The organism is Spirillospora sp. NPDC052269 (genome assembly GCF_040679435.1).
In the GTDB taxonomy this organism is placed as follows: domain Bacteria; phylum Actinomycetota; class Actinomycetes; order Streptosporangiales; family Streptosporangiaceae; genus Spirillospora.
Genome location: NZ_JBFAUU010000021.1, coordinates 123,382 through 139,989, shown reverse-complemented (window position 1 = coordinate 139,989; position 16,608 = coordinate 123,382). Strand labels below are relative to the sequence as shown.

Here is a 16,608-nt window from a genome sequence, read left to right as displayed (position 1 = left end):
TGCGAACCCTCACAGGGGCGATGAGGACATGTCGCCGTTCGCACGGTTCGCGCGGGTCGTCTCATCGTTGCGAACCCTCACAGGGGCGATGAGGACGTCCCGGAGCCGAGCGCGTACCGTCCGGTCCACACGAGTTGCGAACCCTCACAGGGGCGATGAGGACATGTCGCCGTTCGCACGGTTCGCGCGGGTCGTCTCATCGTTGCGAACCCTCACAGGGGCGATGAGGACGCCTCGGGGTGTTGATCAAGGCGGTGTGGTTTTCCTGTTGCGAACCCTCACAGGGGCGATGAGGACAACCCGGCCTCCCCGAACAGCTCCCGCGCCATGTTGTTGCGAACCCTCACAGGGGCGATGAGGACCCCAGGGTAAAGCCGCAGTTGCCTGGGAGGTGAGAGGGCCCGCCGGAGGTGGGTTCTTCGGCGAACCGTCGGTTGCGCTGTCGAGCCCGGCGTGTCGCTGAAAACTGCCTGATCAACTTAGTGTCAGTGGCTACATGGGCGCCCCTCACTCGTTGACCATCGCGCCACTGTCGGAGCGCCGTAGGGCCTTCGACGGTATCAAGGGGCATTGTGAAGGGTCAGGTTCACCAAACTTAACGAAAAGCTGGCTGATCGCCTAAAGAGTCCCAAAGCTTCATTTGGTGACGCCGGTGGGCATCACCCTTCTGGCTACCGGCGGCGCGTTCGGCGGTGTTGCTTGGGAGGGGAGTGCTTTTGCGAGGGCTTCTTGCGAGTGGGTTGCTGTTGTTGGGGGGCGCGGCCGCGAGAGCTGTTGGGGGTGCGGCCGCGGACGATGCCGATCAGTTCCTCCATGAGGTCGCTGGTGTCGGCGTCGAGCCAGGCCAGGCCGATTTGGGACTGGGGGGCGTCGGTCACGGTGCGGTAGGTGAGGTCTTTGCGGTGGTGGAGGCGGGCCAGAGACTGGGGGAGCGGGAGGATGCCGGCCCCCGAGGCCACCAGCTCGATCGCGTTCGCGGTGTCCTCAGGACGGGTGAAGGCGGGCTGCCCGGGGCGGTCGTCCCATGTCAAGACCTCGTCGAGCGGCTCGAACACGTCCTCGTCGGCGAGATCGGCGAGCTCCACCTCCTCGACCGCGGCCACCGCATGATCCTTCGGCACGACCACCACGGTCGTTTCCAGGTACAGCGGGATCACGTGGAGGCCCTCGCGGTCGACGGGCAGGCGCACGAACGCCGCGTCCGCGCCGCCGTCCCGCAGCAGGGGGACGGCCTCAGCGGCCGGCACCTGGATCAGCTGGAGCGGCACATCTTGCACCCGCTCGGCCCACACCTTGGCCCATTTCCCGGGCGTCACCCCCGGCGCGTAGGCCAGCCGGAACTCACCCTTGGTCATCTTCTCAGCCTAGCCGTGTCCAGACGGCTCTCTACCGCTGGCTACCCTTGACGCCATGAGCACGTCCAAGGGGAAGACCCCGCAGACCATGAAGCCGGCGACCGCAGCCAAGAAGCTGGGGATCCTGCTGTCGGCAGCGCCCGCCGAATTCCAGGAGGGCGTCGTCTCCCGGGACGAGCTGAACGCACTTCAGGCCAACCCGCCCGCGTGGCTCGCAGACCTGCGCCGCGAAGGCCCCCACCCCCGCCAGGTCATCGCCGCCAAGCTCCGCGTCTCCGCCTCCGGCCTCGTCCGCGGCGGGATCACCGGCCCCCTCACCACCGCCGAGATCGAGGCGTTGAAGGGCGAAAAGCCCGAGTGGCTCGAGCGTGAGCAGACCACCCAGGCTGAGGTCCGCAAAGAGGAACTCCGCCTCAAGGAGCAGCGCGCCAAGGCGGCCAAGGCCTGACCCGCGGGAACGAGGCAGATGCCTCGATCGATCTGCCCGACGTGCCCCTGGGCCTGACGTCCACGCCAGCGTCGATGGGGACGCCATGACACCTGGCGCGGAACTGGACACCCATCTGAAGAAGCTGCTGGCCACCTATCTCGGCGGTTCCACGCTCGCGAACGTGCGATACTGGGGATCAGGCTGGCCGCGGGCTCGAGATGGGAGTCGGTGTTGGCGACGGAACTCGATGAGCGTCTGAGTCTGTTCGAACCGCTGCTCGACGAACTGGCGACCATGTTCTGCCCCAGCGAGAGCTGGTCGGCCGAGACTCCCGATGATCCCGGCTTGGATGCCTACGAACGCTGCGAGATCAAGCGACTCAAGATCGGCGAGGCATGCGCGGCCGACCGAGGGGCTGTGCGAGAGCATGCGGATCAGATCATGCGTGCCATTGCCCATGACCACAATCCCAGCGGCAACCGCCAGTTGATTGAGCCGCTTGTGAGGAGCATCGGCGCGCGGCAGGTCATGGAGCGCGTCCTTGGCTATCTCGAAACCGGCTTGGCTGCTGAGAAGCTTGGCGCGGCGATGGCTTGGTACTGGGCGGTGCCGTCCCTGCGGTACGCGACGATGGAAGAGCTCCGTGCTGACCTGGATGGCCAGAGCTCCGATGAGGGCGCGATCCGGGTCTCCCTCAGCCCACGGACACCGACTCCAGCGGATAACAACGCGGAAGTCCGGGCCCTCTACCGTCACCTGCAGCCTCGTTTCCGGATCGGTTGCCTACGAGCGTTCGTCGCCTCTAACAGCCCAGAGGAAAGTCGGTATCTCTCGTATCAGTTCTCGCTCAACCTCTCCGACTACCCGCCTGAATTGCATGCCGAGGTAGAAGCGGCCGCGAGGATCGTCACGGCCGATCCGGAGCAGTACCGGAACGGAAGCCCGTCCCGTTGATCGGGCCAGCTGGCAGAGTTCGAATCAGTCCGGCTGCCCATCCAGGTACGTGAACAGGCCACCAAGAATCCGTTCCGTGGGGACCAGGACCTTGCCAGCCGCGCCATCGCGCCGCTTTCGAGGGTGGGGCGGAACTTGATGGTCCTGACGAAGAAGGCGCCGAACTCGCAGATCGACTCGAAGTGACAGTCCACCTCGACGGGCCGCGCCCAGTAGCCGTGGCTGAGCACCCTCCGGTGCACCTCACGCCAGATCCTCGCCTTCTCCGAGCTCTCCGCATCAGTCGGCAACTGGCGCGAGGTGTCGCAGAGGTCCTCAACCTTCTCGCTGATCGCGAAGCACTCGTCTGATTGTGAATTCCCCGTTAGGGGCGATGAGGACCACCAGCAGCGGATGGGAGGTGCGTTTCTACACCTCGTTGCGAACTCTCGTTGGGGCGATGAGGACATCAGCCTCCAGCGCGCCGACTACACCCAGATCCCCAGTTGCGAACCCTCGTAGGGGCGATGAGGACCGCCGAGCGTGACCGGGAGATCCTCGCGCAGCAGGTCCGGTTGCGAACCCTCGTAGGGGCGATGAGGACCCCAGGTGGTGGCGCCTGACCCGGATCCAGCACAAGCCGTTGCGAACCCTCGTAGGGGCGATGAGGACCGGCGAGCGCTCTCGGAGTACTGGCGGACCCGCGAGACGTTGTTGCGAACCCTCGTAGGGGCGATGAGGACGGCGCGATGAGCCTCTACCCGATCATCTGGGCCGCGTTGCGAACCCTCGAAAGGGCGATGAGGACCCGGCGCGGGTGGCGGGGTACCTGGCCAAGTACAGTTGCGAACCCTCGTAGGGGCGATGAGGACCCGGCGTCTACGTCAAGGAGTTCGCCCACGACTTCGAGTTGTGAACCCTCGTAGGGGCGATGAGGACGCTCGGAATGGCGACCGGCGGCGCCGCAACTGTGATCGCGTTGTGAACCCTCGTAGGGGCGATGAGGACTTGATCTGCCACAGCCCGCGATCGATGGACCCGTCCGTTGTGAACCCTCGTAGGGGCGATGAGGACCCCATGGTAAAGCCGCAGGTGCGTAGGTGGAAGGAGGACCGGCCGGAAGTGGATTCTTCAGCGAACCGTCGGTTGTGTTGTCCAGCCCGGCGTGTCGCTGAAATTCGCTTGATCAACTTGGTGGCAATGGTTCGGATGATTGAAGAGGTTACAAGATGCCGGAGCGGGGCAGCGGGCACTGACGGGGGCCATTGAGGACATGCGGTGGCGCGCCGCCTGGGGGTAACTGGCCAAGGCAACGCCCCCTGCCTGTCTGACTGCACCGCCCCCTCGTTGAGGGCTGCGCCTTGCAGGCCGGTCGGCTTGCCGGAGGATGGCGGCGCCGTGATGTGCTGCGTGGGGCGGGTTACTGGGCGACTGCAGCGGCGGGTGCGGCCTCCGTCAGGTGGTCTGTCCAGTCCACGCCTGCCTTGGACACCAGGACGGCGAGACGACGTACCAAGCGTTCGGCCTTTTTCGGAGTGATGTCGAGTTCCCGGGCGGCCACGGTGGCTGGGGCGACGCTCTGTCCGGTGGCGATCGCGCAGATGGCGGCGACGATGTGCTGGTATGCCCTTCGGCGTGCCGCGCATGGGGCGGGTTCGTTGGCGGGAGATGTGAGGAGGCGGGCCAGGCTCCTTCGGGCATGGATCTGTCCCACGGCTGTCGTGTGGCGCTCCTGTGGGTCGATTGGCGGTTTGATGTCGCGAGAAGGGATCGCGTCATCGATGTTGGCGGCGAAGAAGCCCGGGTTGACCTTGTGTAGTGCCGTCAAGGCCGTCGACATTCGCCGGGAGGCTTCCACTGGGGTCAGCTTGTAGCGCTTCTGCAGGTCGTCCGGCACCTGAAGGAGGTCGGGGACTCTGCGTCGCGTGCGGAACACGGCCAGGATGAGCATGTCCAGGCTCGCCGGATCGTCCCTGAGGGGAGCTGCCCAGGCGGCCTGCCGGAGGTCACGGTCCGGACGGGCCGACGCCCCACGACGAACGGCGTCGGCGCGCCTCGTCCGCTCCTCCAGGTGCCGCAGCGGGTAGTGGACGAGCTGGGCCCGGGTAGCCCGCAGCCATGCGGGCTCGCTGCGGCCTTCCCGGCGCAGCTCCAGTGCCCAGGCAGCGGTGTCCTCGCTCTGCGCTTCGGACGAGGCCAGATGATCGCAGGCCAGGACCATTTCGCGGACCGGCTGTCCCGAGCGGGTCGTCGGCATCTCCCCATCCAGCGCGGATCGCAGGCGGGTGAAGCTCTCAAGGAGGAGATCGTCGACCGTCGCCTCGCACTCGGCGCACCATCCCTGGCCGGTCGGCGAAGCGCACGGACGGCTGGTGTGCCTCGCTCGCTGCAGCGGCCAGCGCGCAGCTACGCGAAGAGCTGGAGAAGCGAAGGTGTGGAACGCCGAGAACGCGACCGCATCGTCACGATCGGCCAGATGAGAGAGGGGCTGCACGAAGCCTCCTGAGGGAGTCCGAACAGACCGGAGGTCTCACAGGCGTTGGCCTGGAGACTCGGTCTTCCTCAGGAGGCAGAAGCCTCGAAATGCTCTTCGGCGATGGCCGTCGAACGCCTACAAGTTTCGGGGAGCCGTCCATTCACGTCAAGGCTCGGGCGTGCATTCGGCGGCTGGCAGCACCGCTGCGGATCTGTCGTTCGACAAGGTCTTGCGGCCCGTTAGATGTGGGTTGGGGTGAGATGTGACGGTGCTTCCGATTGTGGCCCTCCGAGCTGCGGGCCTGCGCGAACATGCGCCGAGCGCCCTGTCGGACGGCCTTCAAGGCGGGTGCGCGTCGGGCTTTGTTCGGCGATGGCTGCCGGTGAACCGGTGATCATCGGGCGTCTTTCCCCAGCTGCTCGAGCTGGTCGCAGAGGCGCTTGTAGCTCGTGACGAGAGTGAGGTCCGGTTCGCGACGGCGGTTGTGGGGCGGACGGAGCTGCTGGAGGGCCTCGATGGATCCGCGCAGCTCCCGGAGGACCGCTTCCGGAGCGGGCGGTCTCTTCGAGGGCCTGCGCCTGCCCGTTCTGCTCGCTTGCTCGGATTGCTCTTCGCGGAGCCTGTCGAGCAGGTGGGCGTAGGGGGTCTCGTTGCGGTAGGCGTTCAGTTTCCTTAGGGAGGTGGATCGTTGCCGCAGCTCGTTCCATGCGTCCCAGTTGAAAAGACCGGGTCGGAGCACTTCAACGGCCGTGTAGCAAGCTGGCCACGGTTCGTCCGCCAGGGCATGTGCGATCAGTTCGAGGCGACTGCAAGCCAGTTCATGCCGGGTGTCGTCGCTGGTGGTCGGTTGTGCGTGGTCGTACAGGTCGCCATGAAGTTGCTCGGCGCCGTCGCGGGCGCGGGAGAGGGCCGGCGAGCCGTTGGCGAGCAGCTGCCAGGCGGTGCGGGTGTCGAGGCGCCGGAGGGCCGACGATGCGAGCCGCGCGAGGCGGGCGTCCATGCCGAGGCGGCACAGCGTGAGACCGGCTTCGTTGATGACGGTGCGCAGAGCGCGGTCGCGGCCGAGTTCTGCGACGCGCAGGGGGCAGGCGGCGTTCAGGGACCATTGGACGCCCGCGGCGACCATCCCGTTCACCGTGACGGGCTTGCCCGAGTTGATGACAAGGAGGACCTCGTCGACGTCGCGGAGGCTGGTCGAGCCGTAGAAGCCGCTCGGTTCGGCCTTGCCGAGTTCGGCGAGGAGGGCGGCGTTGATGTCGGCGGCGTCTCCCGGTTCGGTGGAGAAGGGGCCGAGGGCGTCGGCGTCGAGGCTGCCGGCGGGGGCGGTCGACCGGGCGAGGGTGACCCAGGATCGGGCTCGCTCCAGGGTCTCTTCGCTGGCCAGCAGGCGCAGTCTGATCCTGCCGGGACGGGCGAGCTCGCTGCGGCGCTGGGATGCCCAGTCGATCACCTGGCGGACGGCCGCGTGGCCTCCCTTGTCGTTCGGATCGTCCTTGGGGGTCTTTCCGACGCACATCAGGACGAGGACGTCGCCGGTCCCAAGGACCGGCCACGCCGTCATGCCGCACTGTTCCACCACCTTGGGGACCAGGTCGCCCTTCTCCCACTGGTCCGCGTTCGCGAGCAGTGACCCGGGCAGCTGCCGGGCTCCAGGCGGAGTGAGGTGTGCCCGGTGGGAAGCGCTCTTCTCGAAGAAGTCGACGAACTCCGCGTCTCCCACCAGCGCCGCGTGGCGGGCTTGGGGGACGTGGCCGAGACGGTGGCGCGCTTCCGTGATCAGGCTGGCGCCGCCACGCTGCTCGGGGGCGCTGAGGTTTCGGGCGAGGTCTTCCAGCACGTGTCGCGCCGATTCGGGGACTGTGGCGGCCTCTTTGCCGGACGGCTTGCTGATCCGCTGCGTGAACCAGGTGCGCAGCAGCGAGTGGTCCATGGCCTCGCCGCGCGCGAGGCGCTCGTAGAAGGCGGCCTGGACGGTCGGCCAGAGTTCGGTGAGCTTGGTGAGTCTTCCCTGGTTGAGACCGGGGAAGGCGGCGGTGTTCTCGGCGAGGCTGATATCGGCGCGCTGACGGGCGGCCAAGAGTCGCCAGAGGCGGGCGTTCGGTGGGTCGACGGAGGCGAGCTCGTCCCAGAAGCGGTGCCGCAGCAGCCAGTTGCGGAGGGTGTCGTGCGGGTCGATCAGGTCGCTCAGGCGGTAGGCGGCGGACGGTTCGTCGACCGGCAGCAGCGTCATCGGCACGCCGGTCTCGATGCCAGCGAGGAGGACTCCGGCGCCGAGCGCGTAGGAGCCGGCCCCGGAGGTCAGCAGGCATTCGCCAGGCGTGATCGCGGCGAGCATGGCTTTGAGGGGTTCGACGCTGTCGCGGACGGTGGGTTCGGCGATCGGGACGATGTGGAGGCTGCCCTCCGTGAACGTCCGGCCGCAGAGGCCGGCGGCGGAGCACAGCAGTTCCTTCATCCTCTGCGCGTGCTCCACGAACGGTCGCGGGGAGGGGCCGTGGATGTTCGTCGTCGCGATGATCAGCAGGCCGCTGATGTCGATGCCCGCCTCGGTGAGGCCGCTGAAGACCTTGTGCAGGGGTCTGCGGTCGTCGGGGCCGCCGTGGAAATCGATCGGCGCCGGGGACGTCGCGAGCGGGGGCCAGCCGAGGTCGCCGCCGCCGATCGGGTGGATCAGCAGCGGCGCCGCGTTCCGCTCAGGACTTCTCTTCGTTGTAGACGTCAAGTTCGCTTCCTCGGGGGGCGCTGGCGGACGGGAGGGAGCGGCCCCGGCCCGGTGCGACGCGCCTTTCCTGGATCTTCTCGTTGGCGGTGAACCAGGCGAACGACTCGCCGGCCGGGTTCGGTGGGGTTCGTTGTGCGCGCATGTCCTCGGGGCGTGCCCGGGGGTAGTGGACGGGGAGGTCGTCGCTGCCTCGGGCCGTGGCGCGGAACGCGGCCTCGATCTCGGCGAATCCCGGCTGCTGCCGCACCGCCTCGTTGAAAGCCCGGAGGCATTTGCCCACGACGGTTTCGGCGGACGAGTCGGGGAGTTCACCGGTCAGGTCTCGGTAGTACTCCGACCACTGCGCGCCGGTGTTGAGCTTCGTGCGCTCCGGGTCCAGGGAGACGTGGATACTGCCGAACCCGAGTGGCTTGCCCAGGCCGAGGCGGAGGTGATGTTCCTCGTCGAGTGTCAGCAGAAGGAGCAGGGCGCCGAGTTCGACGTCGGGGATGTCGCGGACGCCGATGCTGAAAGTGAACTCGGTCCCCTGGGCGATCCAGCCGAGGACGGAGCGGTTCTGCTTGTCGCGCTGCGCGTCTCCGGTCGTCCGGAACGCCGTCTTGTCGCGGGCGAGGCGTTCCTCGGCGGGCGCGTTCGGCCGCCGGTACTCGCGGTAGAGCTTGCCGTCGATGAGCTGCTGCGTGGGGTCACCCATCGAGGAGGGCGGCTGCGTCCAGTAGAGGGCGTTCTCCGCCGCCTGCCGGTGATGCCAGTAGAACTTGCGCCCCCGGAGGGCTCGGTCAGGATCGCGGTGCACGTCGTTCTTGGGCGCGCCGTTCTGTATCGGACGGTGCGGCTCGGCGGCATTCTCGGAAAGGTAGAACCGAGCCTGGGACGGTTTCGGCTGGGCGAGGATCGACAGCGGCAGCCCGCCCGCAGGGAACCGCTGGACGGCCTTTTCGGGTGCGGTCATGCACGTGACATCGCTGATGCGCAGCCGACCCCGATATGCGGCCGGACGGGTGCCGGATCCCTGTTGGGCGACCCAGCCGAACACGCGGTCCGCGGGGGACAGGTCGCCGTACCGGGTGGCCGGTTCCATCTGCGGAGGCACCATCTCGGCTGCGCTTGCAATGCCGAGTTCGCGCGGAATCATGACCGGATACAGCGCCTCGACGGGCCCGTTCGGCATGTACGCCCAGCAGAACGTGTCCGGCGTCAGTGTCTGACGCTCGTCGTCGTCCCGGTGAGGGCTGATGGCGAATTCGCCGTCGTAGTCGATGTCGGACTGGTGCTTGCGATGGTGCTCCATGAGCGCGTCCCAGCGTTCGCGGAGTTCCTCGGTCAGCTTGTGCGTCATGGGCTTGTTCACCTTGACGAAGACACGCTCGTCGCGTTTCGTCTCCACGTTCCGGCCGGTGAGGAAGACATATCCCTCGGTCCAGCCGGAAGGGCGGCGGTCCTCCTGATACCGCTTGATGTCGCTGACCGCATCGGTGTTCTTGCCGCGCTCGATTTTGACCCAGACATGGTCACCGTGCCGGGGCGGCTGGTTCCCCGCGTACCGCACGGGTTCGTCCCGGTAGGCGGGGAGCTTGACGGCGTCCCAGAGCTCCAGCGTCTTGCCGTCCTTGCCGATGCGGACGGGCTTCATGTCGCGGGCGTCGTCGGCGACGCGCCGCCATCCGGGCAGGTCATCGTGGCCGTTGAACACGCCGAAGCGGCTGTTGGTGATCGCCTCGTAGGAGGCGCGCAGCATTCCCTTGAGCGCGGTGGCCGGCAGATGGGGACGGCCGTCGCGCAGCAGTACCGGGTAGGTGAGGTGCCCTTCTTCGGCATCCGGCGCGTTGTAGGCGCGGGCGGTGTCGAGCAGCAGCAGAGGCGTCCGGACAGTGAGCCGGACGGCGATCGTGCCCGTCCAGTTCTCCTCGTGCAGCCGGTCGTGGCCCTGCGGGACGGCGTCGGCGAACGCGCCCGTCAGCGATTCGCGCGAGAAGGCGGGAACGAAGGTGTACGGGTTGAGAAACGGCTCCTTACGCTCGTTCTCGGTCTTCCCGCCGTTCCCCTGGCGCGGCTTGTTCTGCTTGGCCCTCCCGCCTGCCGACGCGGGCGGCTTTCTCGCCTCCTGCTGCGGCGCCTTGGTGGGTTCAAGGCGGTTGCGGACTTTGATCGAGCCCGGATTCGGCCGCTTGTTCTCGGTCATGCCTTCTCCCTGCGCAGCGGTTCGGAGGGTTCGAAGCCCAGCAGGCGCTCTTCGGCGACATAGGCGTTGCCGTGGTTGGGATCGCGCGCGATGTATTCGCGAGTCACCAACGCCACGTGACCACCTCGGCTGAATTCACCCGGAACGCGCAGGCTGCCGATGCGTTCCGTGGTGAGGGTCGTCCAGCCGTCCGACGCCTGGACGGCCTTTCCCCACAGCAGGTAGCCGCCCGTCACCGTGCCCGTGGCCTTCACTGGGTCGAGCGTCGCGAAGGCCGCTGGTAGGGCCGCTGCATCCTCGGAGAGCATGACGGTGCGTCCGATGTCGTCGGCGTTGTCGAGCCATCGCAACTCGGTGTGCTCGTCGAACACGCGGGCCTCGAAGACGCCTTCGGGTGTGGAACGACGCGCTTCGGCGGTGGACATGATCTCGTAGCGCCACGGTGTGGTGAGCAGCGCGAACCCGTCCGGCGCGGCGTCCATGGCCTCGGCGAAGGAGAGTCCGTCGCGGGTCGCGACGTGCAAGGTCGTCTCGGTCATCGTGTTCCCCCTGCGTATTCGCGCCATGCGGACGCGAGGTCCCCGTGGCGGAGGGCGTCGGCGAGCGTCGTCTCCGCCGTCCAGCCGTTGCCGGAGAACTCGATGCCCTCGATCGTGACGTCGCCGAACCCCCGGTTGACCATGCCGCCGAGCGGGACGCGGCGTTGCTCCAGGTCGCGCAGGAGGAGCAGGAGCAGCGCGAGCGCCACGTCCCGATGGTCGCCGAGCCTGGTGAGGTCGACGGTCAGCCGGATCGGCTCCCAGTCCACGCCGTGCGGCTCGAGGACGCTGAACAGCAGCTGGTCGGCGGCGCCTCCGGTCCAGCGGTCGATCGCGACGTGGTCGGCCTGGTCGAGTCCGCGGGCGGCGAGCGCGTCGCGGACCGACGGCGGCAGCGCCGGACGTTTCGTGTCGTCGCCGTCGCTCGGCGCTCCGTTCACCACGATGTCCCACACATCCGACGGGATGGCCGTCTCGCTCACACACTCGTGGACGGTCATCGCCCCCGCGCCCCACGGGTAGGAGGACGGGGCGACCTCGGGTTCACGGCGAGCGACCTCGGCTTCGAGGCGAGCGACCTCGGATTCGTCGCGGGCCGCCTTGGGTTCGTGGTGGGTCGCTTCTGGTTCGCGGCGGGCTGCCTCGGGATCGTGGTGGCCCCCTTCGGGCTCGCGGCGGGCCGCGCCGAACAGGAACCGGACGGCGTCCAGCGCGTCGAGCTGCTTGAGGAACGCTTCGGCGTGACGGCGCGCTGCTGCGTGATCATCGGTGCCGTCGGCCTCGTCCTGGATCGGCGGCGACGGGGCGTCCAGGCCGCGGGCGGTGCGTTCGATGAGCTCTGCGTGGCTGCGCAGGGCGCCCTTGATGGAGCTGCCACTCAACGTCAACTTCAGCGTGTCCGGCCCGATCTCCGTGGTCAGCGGAAGCGTCTTGACCACCGCGCCTTCGCCGGCGGCACGGACCATCACGGGCGCTTCGGGCTTCCACCGCAGGCGCACGGCGAGCAGGTCCCGGCGGGCGGGCAGGTCGGCCGCCCGCTCGTCCACCCGGGTCTCGTCGAACCTCTCCGGCTCACCGCCGAGGAAGGCGAGCAGCCCAGCGCGGCCCGTGAAGTCGTGCTCGTGGACGTCGAGCGGCGACGGCATCAGTGTCACGACGCCGAACCCCTTGCCGTTGGCGGCGCCGACCCCGATCTCCTCGGACCTCAAGGCCGTCAGCATCGCGTGCAGGCGGGCGCGGTCACGGGCGAGGTGGGCTTCGGTCGTCTCGATGTCGACCTCGAACGACAGGTAGTGGCCGGGCGGGACGACGGTACGGGCGTACAGGAAGGCGGACGCGGCGGCGCCGGTGACACGGTCGATGCCGACGCCGTGGACGACCGGCAGGGCCCGCGACCTGAGCGGCTCGTTCGGGATCCCGTCGCCGTCGGTTCCGGTCGTGGTGGCGATGACCGCGTCGCGCACCACGACCCGGCTGGCCTGACCGGAGCCCGTCTTCGCGTCCTCCACACCCCACAGATCGTCCAGCCGGTCGGTGCCGGGGTCACTGCCGCGCATCCAGGCGCGCAGCACCCCGGCCAGACTCGTCCCCGGCACGTAGACGCGATCCTGGCCGTCCACGGCGACCGGCAGCGCCTCGGCGGGGTCGAGCGAGACACCGCCCACGTGCAGCGGCGTCTGGGTGCGCAGCCAGCCGCGCACCCGGAGCCGCCGGTCCATCGGACGTCCCCTCCTCTGCGTCATGCGCGCGCCTCCTCCGGGTGGGTTTCCTTCTCGGGGTGGGCTTTCCTGCGGGTGTGGGCGGCCAGGCAGGCCGTGAGCAGCGACCGCAGCGCCTCGGCCCGCAGCTCGTCGTCCAGGTCGTCCGGGCCGTCGACGGTCAGGCGCAGCCGGTCCCGATCGTTGAACCCGAGCGTCTTCCAGACGTCCTCGCTGGTCAGCAGGGCGCAGATCGCGTCCGTGGTCGTCTGCGCCTTCCAGCTCTTCGTCAGGCGGGTGATGCGGGACCTGAGCTGGTCGGGCTCCTCGTCGAGGTGGTCGAACAGGCGGCGGAGGGCGTTCAGCCGGGTCGCCGAGAGTTCGATGAGCGAGCCGAGCACCTCGTCCGGCCGGGCGGCCCGCTCCTCGGCGAGCCGCCAGATCTCCGCCCGCCACGCGGCCGTCTCGATGAGCCGCGCACCCGCGAAGCCGGGATCGGCCGTGGACAGCGGACGCACGGTCCGGTGCGGCTGCCCGTCCTTGACCTCGCCGGCGGCGGGGGACACCCCGTTCATGAGGATCGGGTCGTTGACGCGGATCTGGCCGAACCCCTCACCGCGCCGCTCGCCGATGCCCGACCGCTCGATCTCCGCCAGGACATCCGCGCCGATGCGCCCCGCCGTCACCTCGAAGGTCAGGCAGCCGCCGGCCGCGAACCCGAGCAGGACGGGCCGCGGCAGCCGCCATCCCCGGTGCCAGGAGTCGGTCCGGGCGGTCTCGTAGCTGGTCGGCACCAGGCCGGGCTCCATCAGGACGGGGTCGAGCTTCACCCCGTCCGCTCCGGAGGCGGCGAGCGCCTTCTCCAGGAGCCGGGCGAAGTCGGCGGGGTCGTCGCTCGGCGCGAGCCGTTCATCGCGGACGAGCACGTCCGTCAGCAGCCAGACGCGCAGCCGATCACCGCTCGCGACCGGCGCCGCTTCGGGCGCTGCGTCGTGGGCGGGATCGACGGGCTCGGCGGTGACGGACACCAGGCCGTAGTCGTCCTTGCGGGACCGCCCCAGGCGCCATCGGCCGTTCAGGTCCTTCCACCAGCCGGTGTCGAGGATGCCGCGCCGGACCCTGACCTCGGCTACCAGGACCGTCCCGGGCGCGAGAGCCTGGTACACGTAGACGCCACCGAGCGCCTGCGTCGGACGCTGCGACTCATCCTCTACGGAGTTGTGCATTCTCAGCACGAAGCCGGGCGTTTCGACCGCCACACTCGTCGCACCGGCGACATATCCCTCCCGGATCCGCTTGAACGCCGTGTCCTTCGGGGGCTCCTCCGCCATGTGGTTGAGCAGGACGTTCTTGTCCTCCTTGCTCCGCTCGAAGACACGCGGGACCGGACGCCCTCGCTCCCCGTCCACCTGCGGGGTCGCAGGCGTCACGACCAGATCACCGCATCGGGCCGCCGCGGCCGCGGCCGGCGAGCCCAAGCGCTGCAGTACCGGGCCCAGCAGCATCCAGCCCGGCGCGTGGTCACGGCCCTGGACGAGATTCCCGACGGTGCGTTCGTGGGCGAGCAACGGCGCTTCGAGCGTCATACGCAGGACGGCACGCTCCCAGCCGTCGCTCACCGCGCGTCTTCCGGCGGAATCGGGTTCCGGAGGTGACTCGGGGGCCGGTGGTGGCACAGGGGTCTCGGTCCAGTGCGCCAAGTCGTCACCGCTCGGAGGCAGCCCCACACCGCCGAGATCGAGCCGACACCGGCCCGACCCCCTGCGCCGCTTCGCGCCGATGCCCTCGACCAGCCGCGCACCCGCCCACAACAGGGCACGAGCACAACCGAGCTGCTCCTCCGACAACCCGTCGGGCAACTCCGCGGTGCCTTCCAGGACCATGCCGCCGCGCGCCATCTCGTCGAAGCGCAGCATGTCCTCCCTGGCCGCGCCGGTCACCGGGTCGTGTGCGACACCCGGCTTCACGAACGTCACCGCGTCGCGGAGCCGCCGCGTCCCCGCGATGGCCTCGCCGAGATCACCCGGGAGACGAAGCGGACCGAGGTAGCTCAACGCGGCCGGCCGCGGATGCGCCGCCGTGGCCGTCGGCGTCTCGTCCGCCTCGGCACTCGGGTGAGCCCGCTGATAGCCGAACAGGTACTCCACCCAGGACTGCCAGATCCGAGCGTCCCCGGTGGGCGCGTCGGCGTCGAGCGCGTGTGCGGCGATCTCGCAGCCGTCCCGCCACGCGCCGTTGAGCGACTTCGCCGGCACGAACGGAAGCCCGTGTTCCTCATCGCGCAGCACCTGCCGGCTGAGAAGGCCGTGCTTTCCGGTGCCCGCGCCGATGTGCCAATCGCTCAGCAAGCGCAGAGTCAGTGAGATGGAGGTCATGTCCTGCCCTTCGAGCCGAGGAAGGGAGCGGCGTTCAGTGCGTCCAGAAGACCTGTGCGGTGGACGCTTCCGTCCGGCCAGAACAGCGAACCGTCGTCAGCGAGCCCCTGAACCGCGTCCTTGCCCAGCCAGGTGGAGACCACGTTGAGCCGGGATTCCGCGGCCTTGCGCCCACGGAACAGCGCGGACCGCAGTTCGTTCGTCTGGCTGGCCGAGATGACGAGGGTTTCGTCGTTCTTTTCGGTCAGGGCGGCGACACGCCTTTCCAGGTCGGCCCAGCGCCGGTGGAGCGCCCACTCCGCGTCGCCCGCCTCGCCGACGACGTAGGGTTGACCCGTCAAACAGGTGCCCTCATCGGCGAGGGTCTGCTGGGCGCGAAGACGGTGCAGGTCGGCGAACGCGCTCTCGTAGAGAACATGGAACGACAGAGCGCTCTTGTCCTGCCCCAGTTCCTTCTTCACCACCTTCGCCTCACTGGCCAGCTGTTCGGCCAAGTGGACGGCGCTGTGGAACGGATAGGGGCGCTTGACGATGGCGACACCCGCACAAGCACCCAGCCCGCGCAGGTCCTCCACCTGCCTCAGCACACCACCGACCGCGGCGTGCTCGTTGGCCAGCCGGGTGAACTCCTCCAGGTAATCGCGGGCGAACGGCAGAGCCAGCTCACCGTCGCAGACCACCGTGAGGTCGTCGCCCCCGAGAATGAGCGGGAGAACCGGCGGCTCCGCCAGGTCCATCGTCCGCCCGTCGCGGCGCAGATTCGCGAAAGCCGACCGGAAGGCTTCCCGGGCGCACTCGTCCACGCCCTCGGAGAGGTTGCGCAGCCCCTCGGTGTACTCGCCCGCAGGCTTGTTGCCTTCGGGATCCAGGATGGACGCGAATCGCTGGAATACCCGTCCCATGCCATTGCCGTCGGCGTGGACGACAGCGACCCATTCTGCCTTGTCGTTCAGGTGGTCCACGATCGCGGAGAGTTTGCGGAGGGCCGCCGCCTTCTGACTCTCATCGTTCTCGCCGCAGAGCCCCATCTTGACGGCCAGCCGCCGCAATGCTGGATCAAAGGCGTCCAACTTCGCCAGGCTTGGCGCCGAGCGAGCCTCAGGCGGCCGGTCCTTGCGGAAACCACCGGCCTGCGGACGCCGCTCCTGATGGAACGCCACGACGCGCTGAGCGGGCAGGCCGCTGGAACCGCACCGCGCCGCGATCGGCACCCCTGGGAACCGCAGCCTCGGCCCGCGCCTACTGGCCCGCGCGACCACGAGAAGCTCCCGGGCATCGGCGATGCCCTGGGCGAGCTCCTGCGCGATTCCCCATTCGAAGGCTTCACCGACCGCTCCGCAGACGTCCAGCCCGGGCGCCTCGCGCAAGGCCGCCTCGGTGATCGTCCCCACGACCCGCTTGCCCACCTCCGAGTCTCTGACCAGCATCGTCACACCGCCCGCGTTCGCGGTCACCACCTCGATGCCGTGCTCCTCGACGCGCTGCTGGCGGCCGTCCACGTCGGCCACCCCGGCCTCCGCCAGAGCCCTGTCGAGCCACTCGTCCTCAACACAGGTGATCAGATGCGAGGCGCCGACGTTCTCGCGCCTCTTGTTCGATCCGAAGATGTAGTTCTGGTTGCCCGCCGTGCTCAACACGACCGCATGCACCTTCACCCCGGCCCCCTTCTCGCCCACAGCACCACCGCCAGGTACTGATGGACGAACCCCCACGGTCGTCCAGAGCGGCATGCTAGGCGCACCGACCGGCCCCACCCGACCAAACGCCACAATTGACCCGTGACCGGCTCCGACGCCCCACCGTCCACGCCTTCAACGCAACTGGTCACGCCCTTGTCAAGGCGTTGCCTCCTCCTCGGCCGCCAATCGGAATCCGGCCGGAGCGAACGATGCGAACCAA

The 16,608-nt window shown here is 68.7% G+C and carries 10 protein-coding genes and 2 CRISPR repeat arrays; of the genes, 2 read left to right on the top strand and 8 right to left on the bottom strand.

What is annotated here, in order from left to right:
- Positions 1–66 precede the first annotated feature (66 nt).
- A CRISPR array of direct repeats spans positions 67–362; the repeat unit is 30 nt; unit sequence GTTGCGAACCCTCACAGGGGCGATGAGGAC.
- A gap of 309 nt (positions 363–671) precedes the next feature.
- A complete protein-coding gene (locus AB0L06_RS36030; RefSeq protein ID WP_500235662.1) occupies positions 672–1,355 on the bottom strand; it encodes a LysR family substrate-binding domain-containing protein in 684 nt (227 codons plus the stop codon).
- Positions 1,356–1,410: 55 nt separating this feature from the next.
- Here AB0L06_RS36030 and AB0L06_RS36025 point away from each other — a divergent pair, with 55 nt between their 5' ends.
- Both AB0L06_RS36025 and AB0L06_RS36020 read left to right on the top strand, forming a co-directional pair.
- Entirely contained in the window at positions 1,411–1,803 is a 393-nt protein-coding gene (locus AB0L06_RS36025; protein WP_500235661.1) for a DUF5997 family protein, read from the top strand.
- Between the two features lie 213 nt (positions 1,804–2,016).
- The gene (locus tag AB0L06_RS36020; RefSeq protein WP_500235660.1) at positions 2,017–2,739 is read left to right on the top strand and encodes a hypothetical protein; all 723 of its coding nucleotides are present in this window, start codon (positions 2,017–2,019) and stop codon (positions 2,737–2,739) included.
- A 417-nt stretch (positions 2,740–3,156) separates the two neighbouring features.
- A CRISPR array of direct repeats spans positions 3,157–3,792; the repeat unit is 30 nt; unit sequence GTTGCGAACCCTCGTAGGGGCGATGAGGAC.
- Between the two features lie 346 nt (positions 3,793–4,138).
- On the opposite strand, the gene AB0L06_RS36015 is transcribed toward AB0L06_RS36020, so the two are convergent.
- The 7 genes from AB0L06_RS36015 to AB0L06_RS35985 form a co-directional block, all read right to left on the bottom strand.
- Entirely contained in the window at positions 4,139–5,212 is a 1,074-nt protein-coding gene (locus AB0L06_RS36015) for a hypothetical protein (RefSeq protein WP_500235659.1), read from the bottom strand.
- A gap of 376 nt (positions 5,213–5,588) precedes the next feature.
- The gene (locus tag AB0L06_RS36010) at positions 5,589–7,916 is read right to left on the bottom strand and encodes a hypothetical protein (RefSeq protein WP_500235658.1); all 2,328 of its coding nucleotides are present in this window, start codon (positions 7,914–7,916) and stop codon (positions 5,589–5,591) included.
- The gene (locus tag AB0L06_RS36005; protein WP_500235657.1) at positions 7,888–10,098 is read right to left on the bottom strand and encodes a TIGR03986 family type III CRISPR-associated RAMP protein; all 2,211 of its coding nucleotides are present in this window, start codon (positions 10,096–10,098) and stop codon (positions 7,888–7,890) included. Before AB0L06_RS36005 ends, AB0L06_RS36010 begins: the two co-directional genes overlap by 29 nt.
- Positions 10,095–10,637, bottom strand: coding sequence for a type III-D CRISPR-associated protein Csx19 (gene csx19 / locus AB0L06_RS36000; RefSeq protein ID WP_500235656.1), 543 nt, complete (start codon positions 10,635–10,637; stop codon positions 10,095–10,097). The genes AB0L06_RS36005 and csx19 overlap by 4 nt, the downstream gene beginning before the upstream one ends.
- Complete coding sequence (locus AB0L06_RS35995; protein ID WP_500235655.1) at positions 10,634–12,379, bottom strand: RAMP superfamily CRISPR-associated protein; 1,746 nt, start codon at positions 12,377–12,379, stop codon at positions 10,634–10,636. The genes csx19 and AB0L06_RS35995 overlap by 4 nt, the downstream gene beginning before the upstream one ends.
- Complete coding sequence (locus tag AB0L06_RS35990) at positions 12,376–14,709, bottom strand: RAMP superfamily CRISPR-associated protein (protein WP_500235654.1); 2,334 nt, start codon at positions 14,707–14,709, stop codon at positions 12,376–12,378. The genes AB0L06_RS35995 and AB0L06_RS35990 overlap by 4 nt, the downstream gene beginning before the upstream one ends.
- Positions 14,706–16,385 carry a Cas10/Cmr2 second palm domain-containing protein gene (locus AB0L06_RS35985; protein WP_500235653.1) on the bottom strand — a complete coding sequence of 560 codons (1,680 nt, stop codon included), beginning with the start codon at positions 16,383–16,385 and terminating at the stop codon, positions 14,706–14,708. Before AB0L06_RS35985 ends, AB0L06_RS35990 begins: the two co-directional genes overlap by 4 nt.
- Positions 16,386–16,608 lie beyond the last annotated feature (223 nt).

Excerpts from the sequence above, each read along its gene's own strand:
- AB0L06_RS36025 (WP_500235661.1), top strand. The coding sequence starts at position 1,411 with ATGAGCACGTCCAAGGGGAAGACCCCGCAGACCATGAAGCCGGCGACC.
- AB0L06_RS35995 (WP_500235655.1), bottom strand. The coding sequence starts at position 12,379 with ATGACGCAGAGGAGGGGACGTCCGATGGACCGGCGGCTCCGGGTGCGC.
- csx19 (WP_500235656.1), bottom strand. The coding sequence starts at position 10,637 with ATGACCGAGACGACCTTGCACGTCGCGACCCGCGACGGACTCTCCTTC.
- AB0L06_RS36030 (WP_500235662.1), bottom strand. The coding sequence starts at position 1,355 with ATGACCAAGGGTGAGTTCCGGCTGGCCTACGCGCCGGGGGTGACGCCC.
- AB0L06_RS35990 (WP_500235654.1), bottom strand. The coding sequence starts at position 14,709 with ATGACCTCCATCTCACTGACTCTGCGCTTGCTGAGCGATTGGCACATC.
- AB0L06_RS36005 (WP_500235657.1), bottom strand. The coding sequence starts at position 10,098 with ATGACCGAGAACAAGCGGCCGAATCCGGGCTCGATCAAAGTCCGCAAC.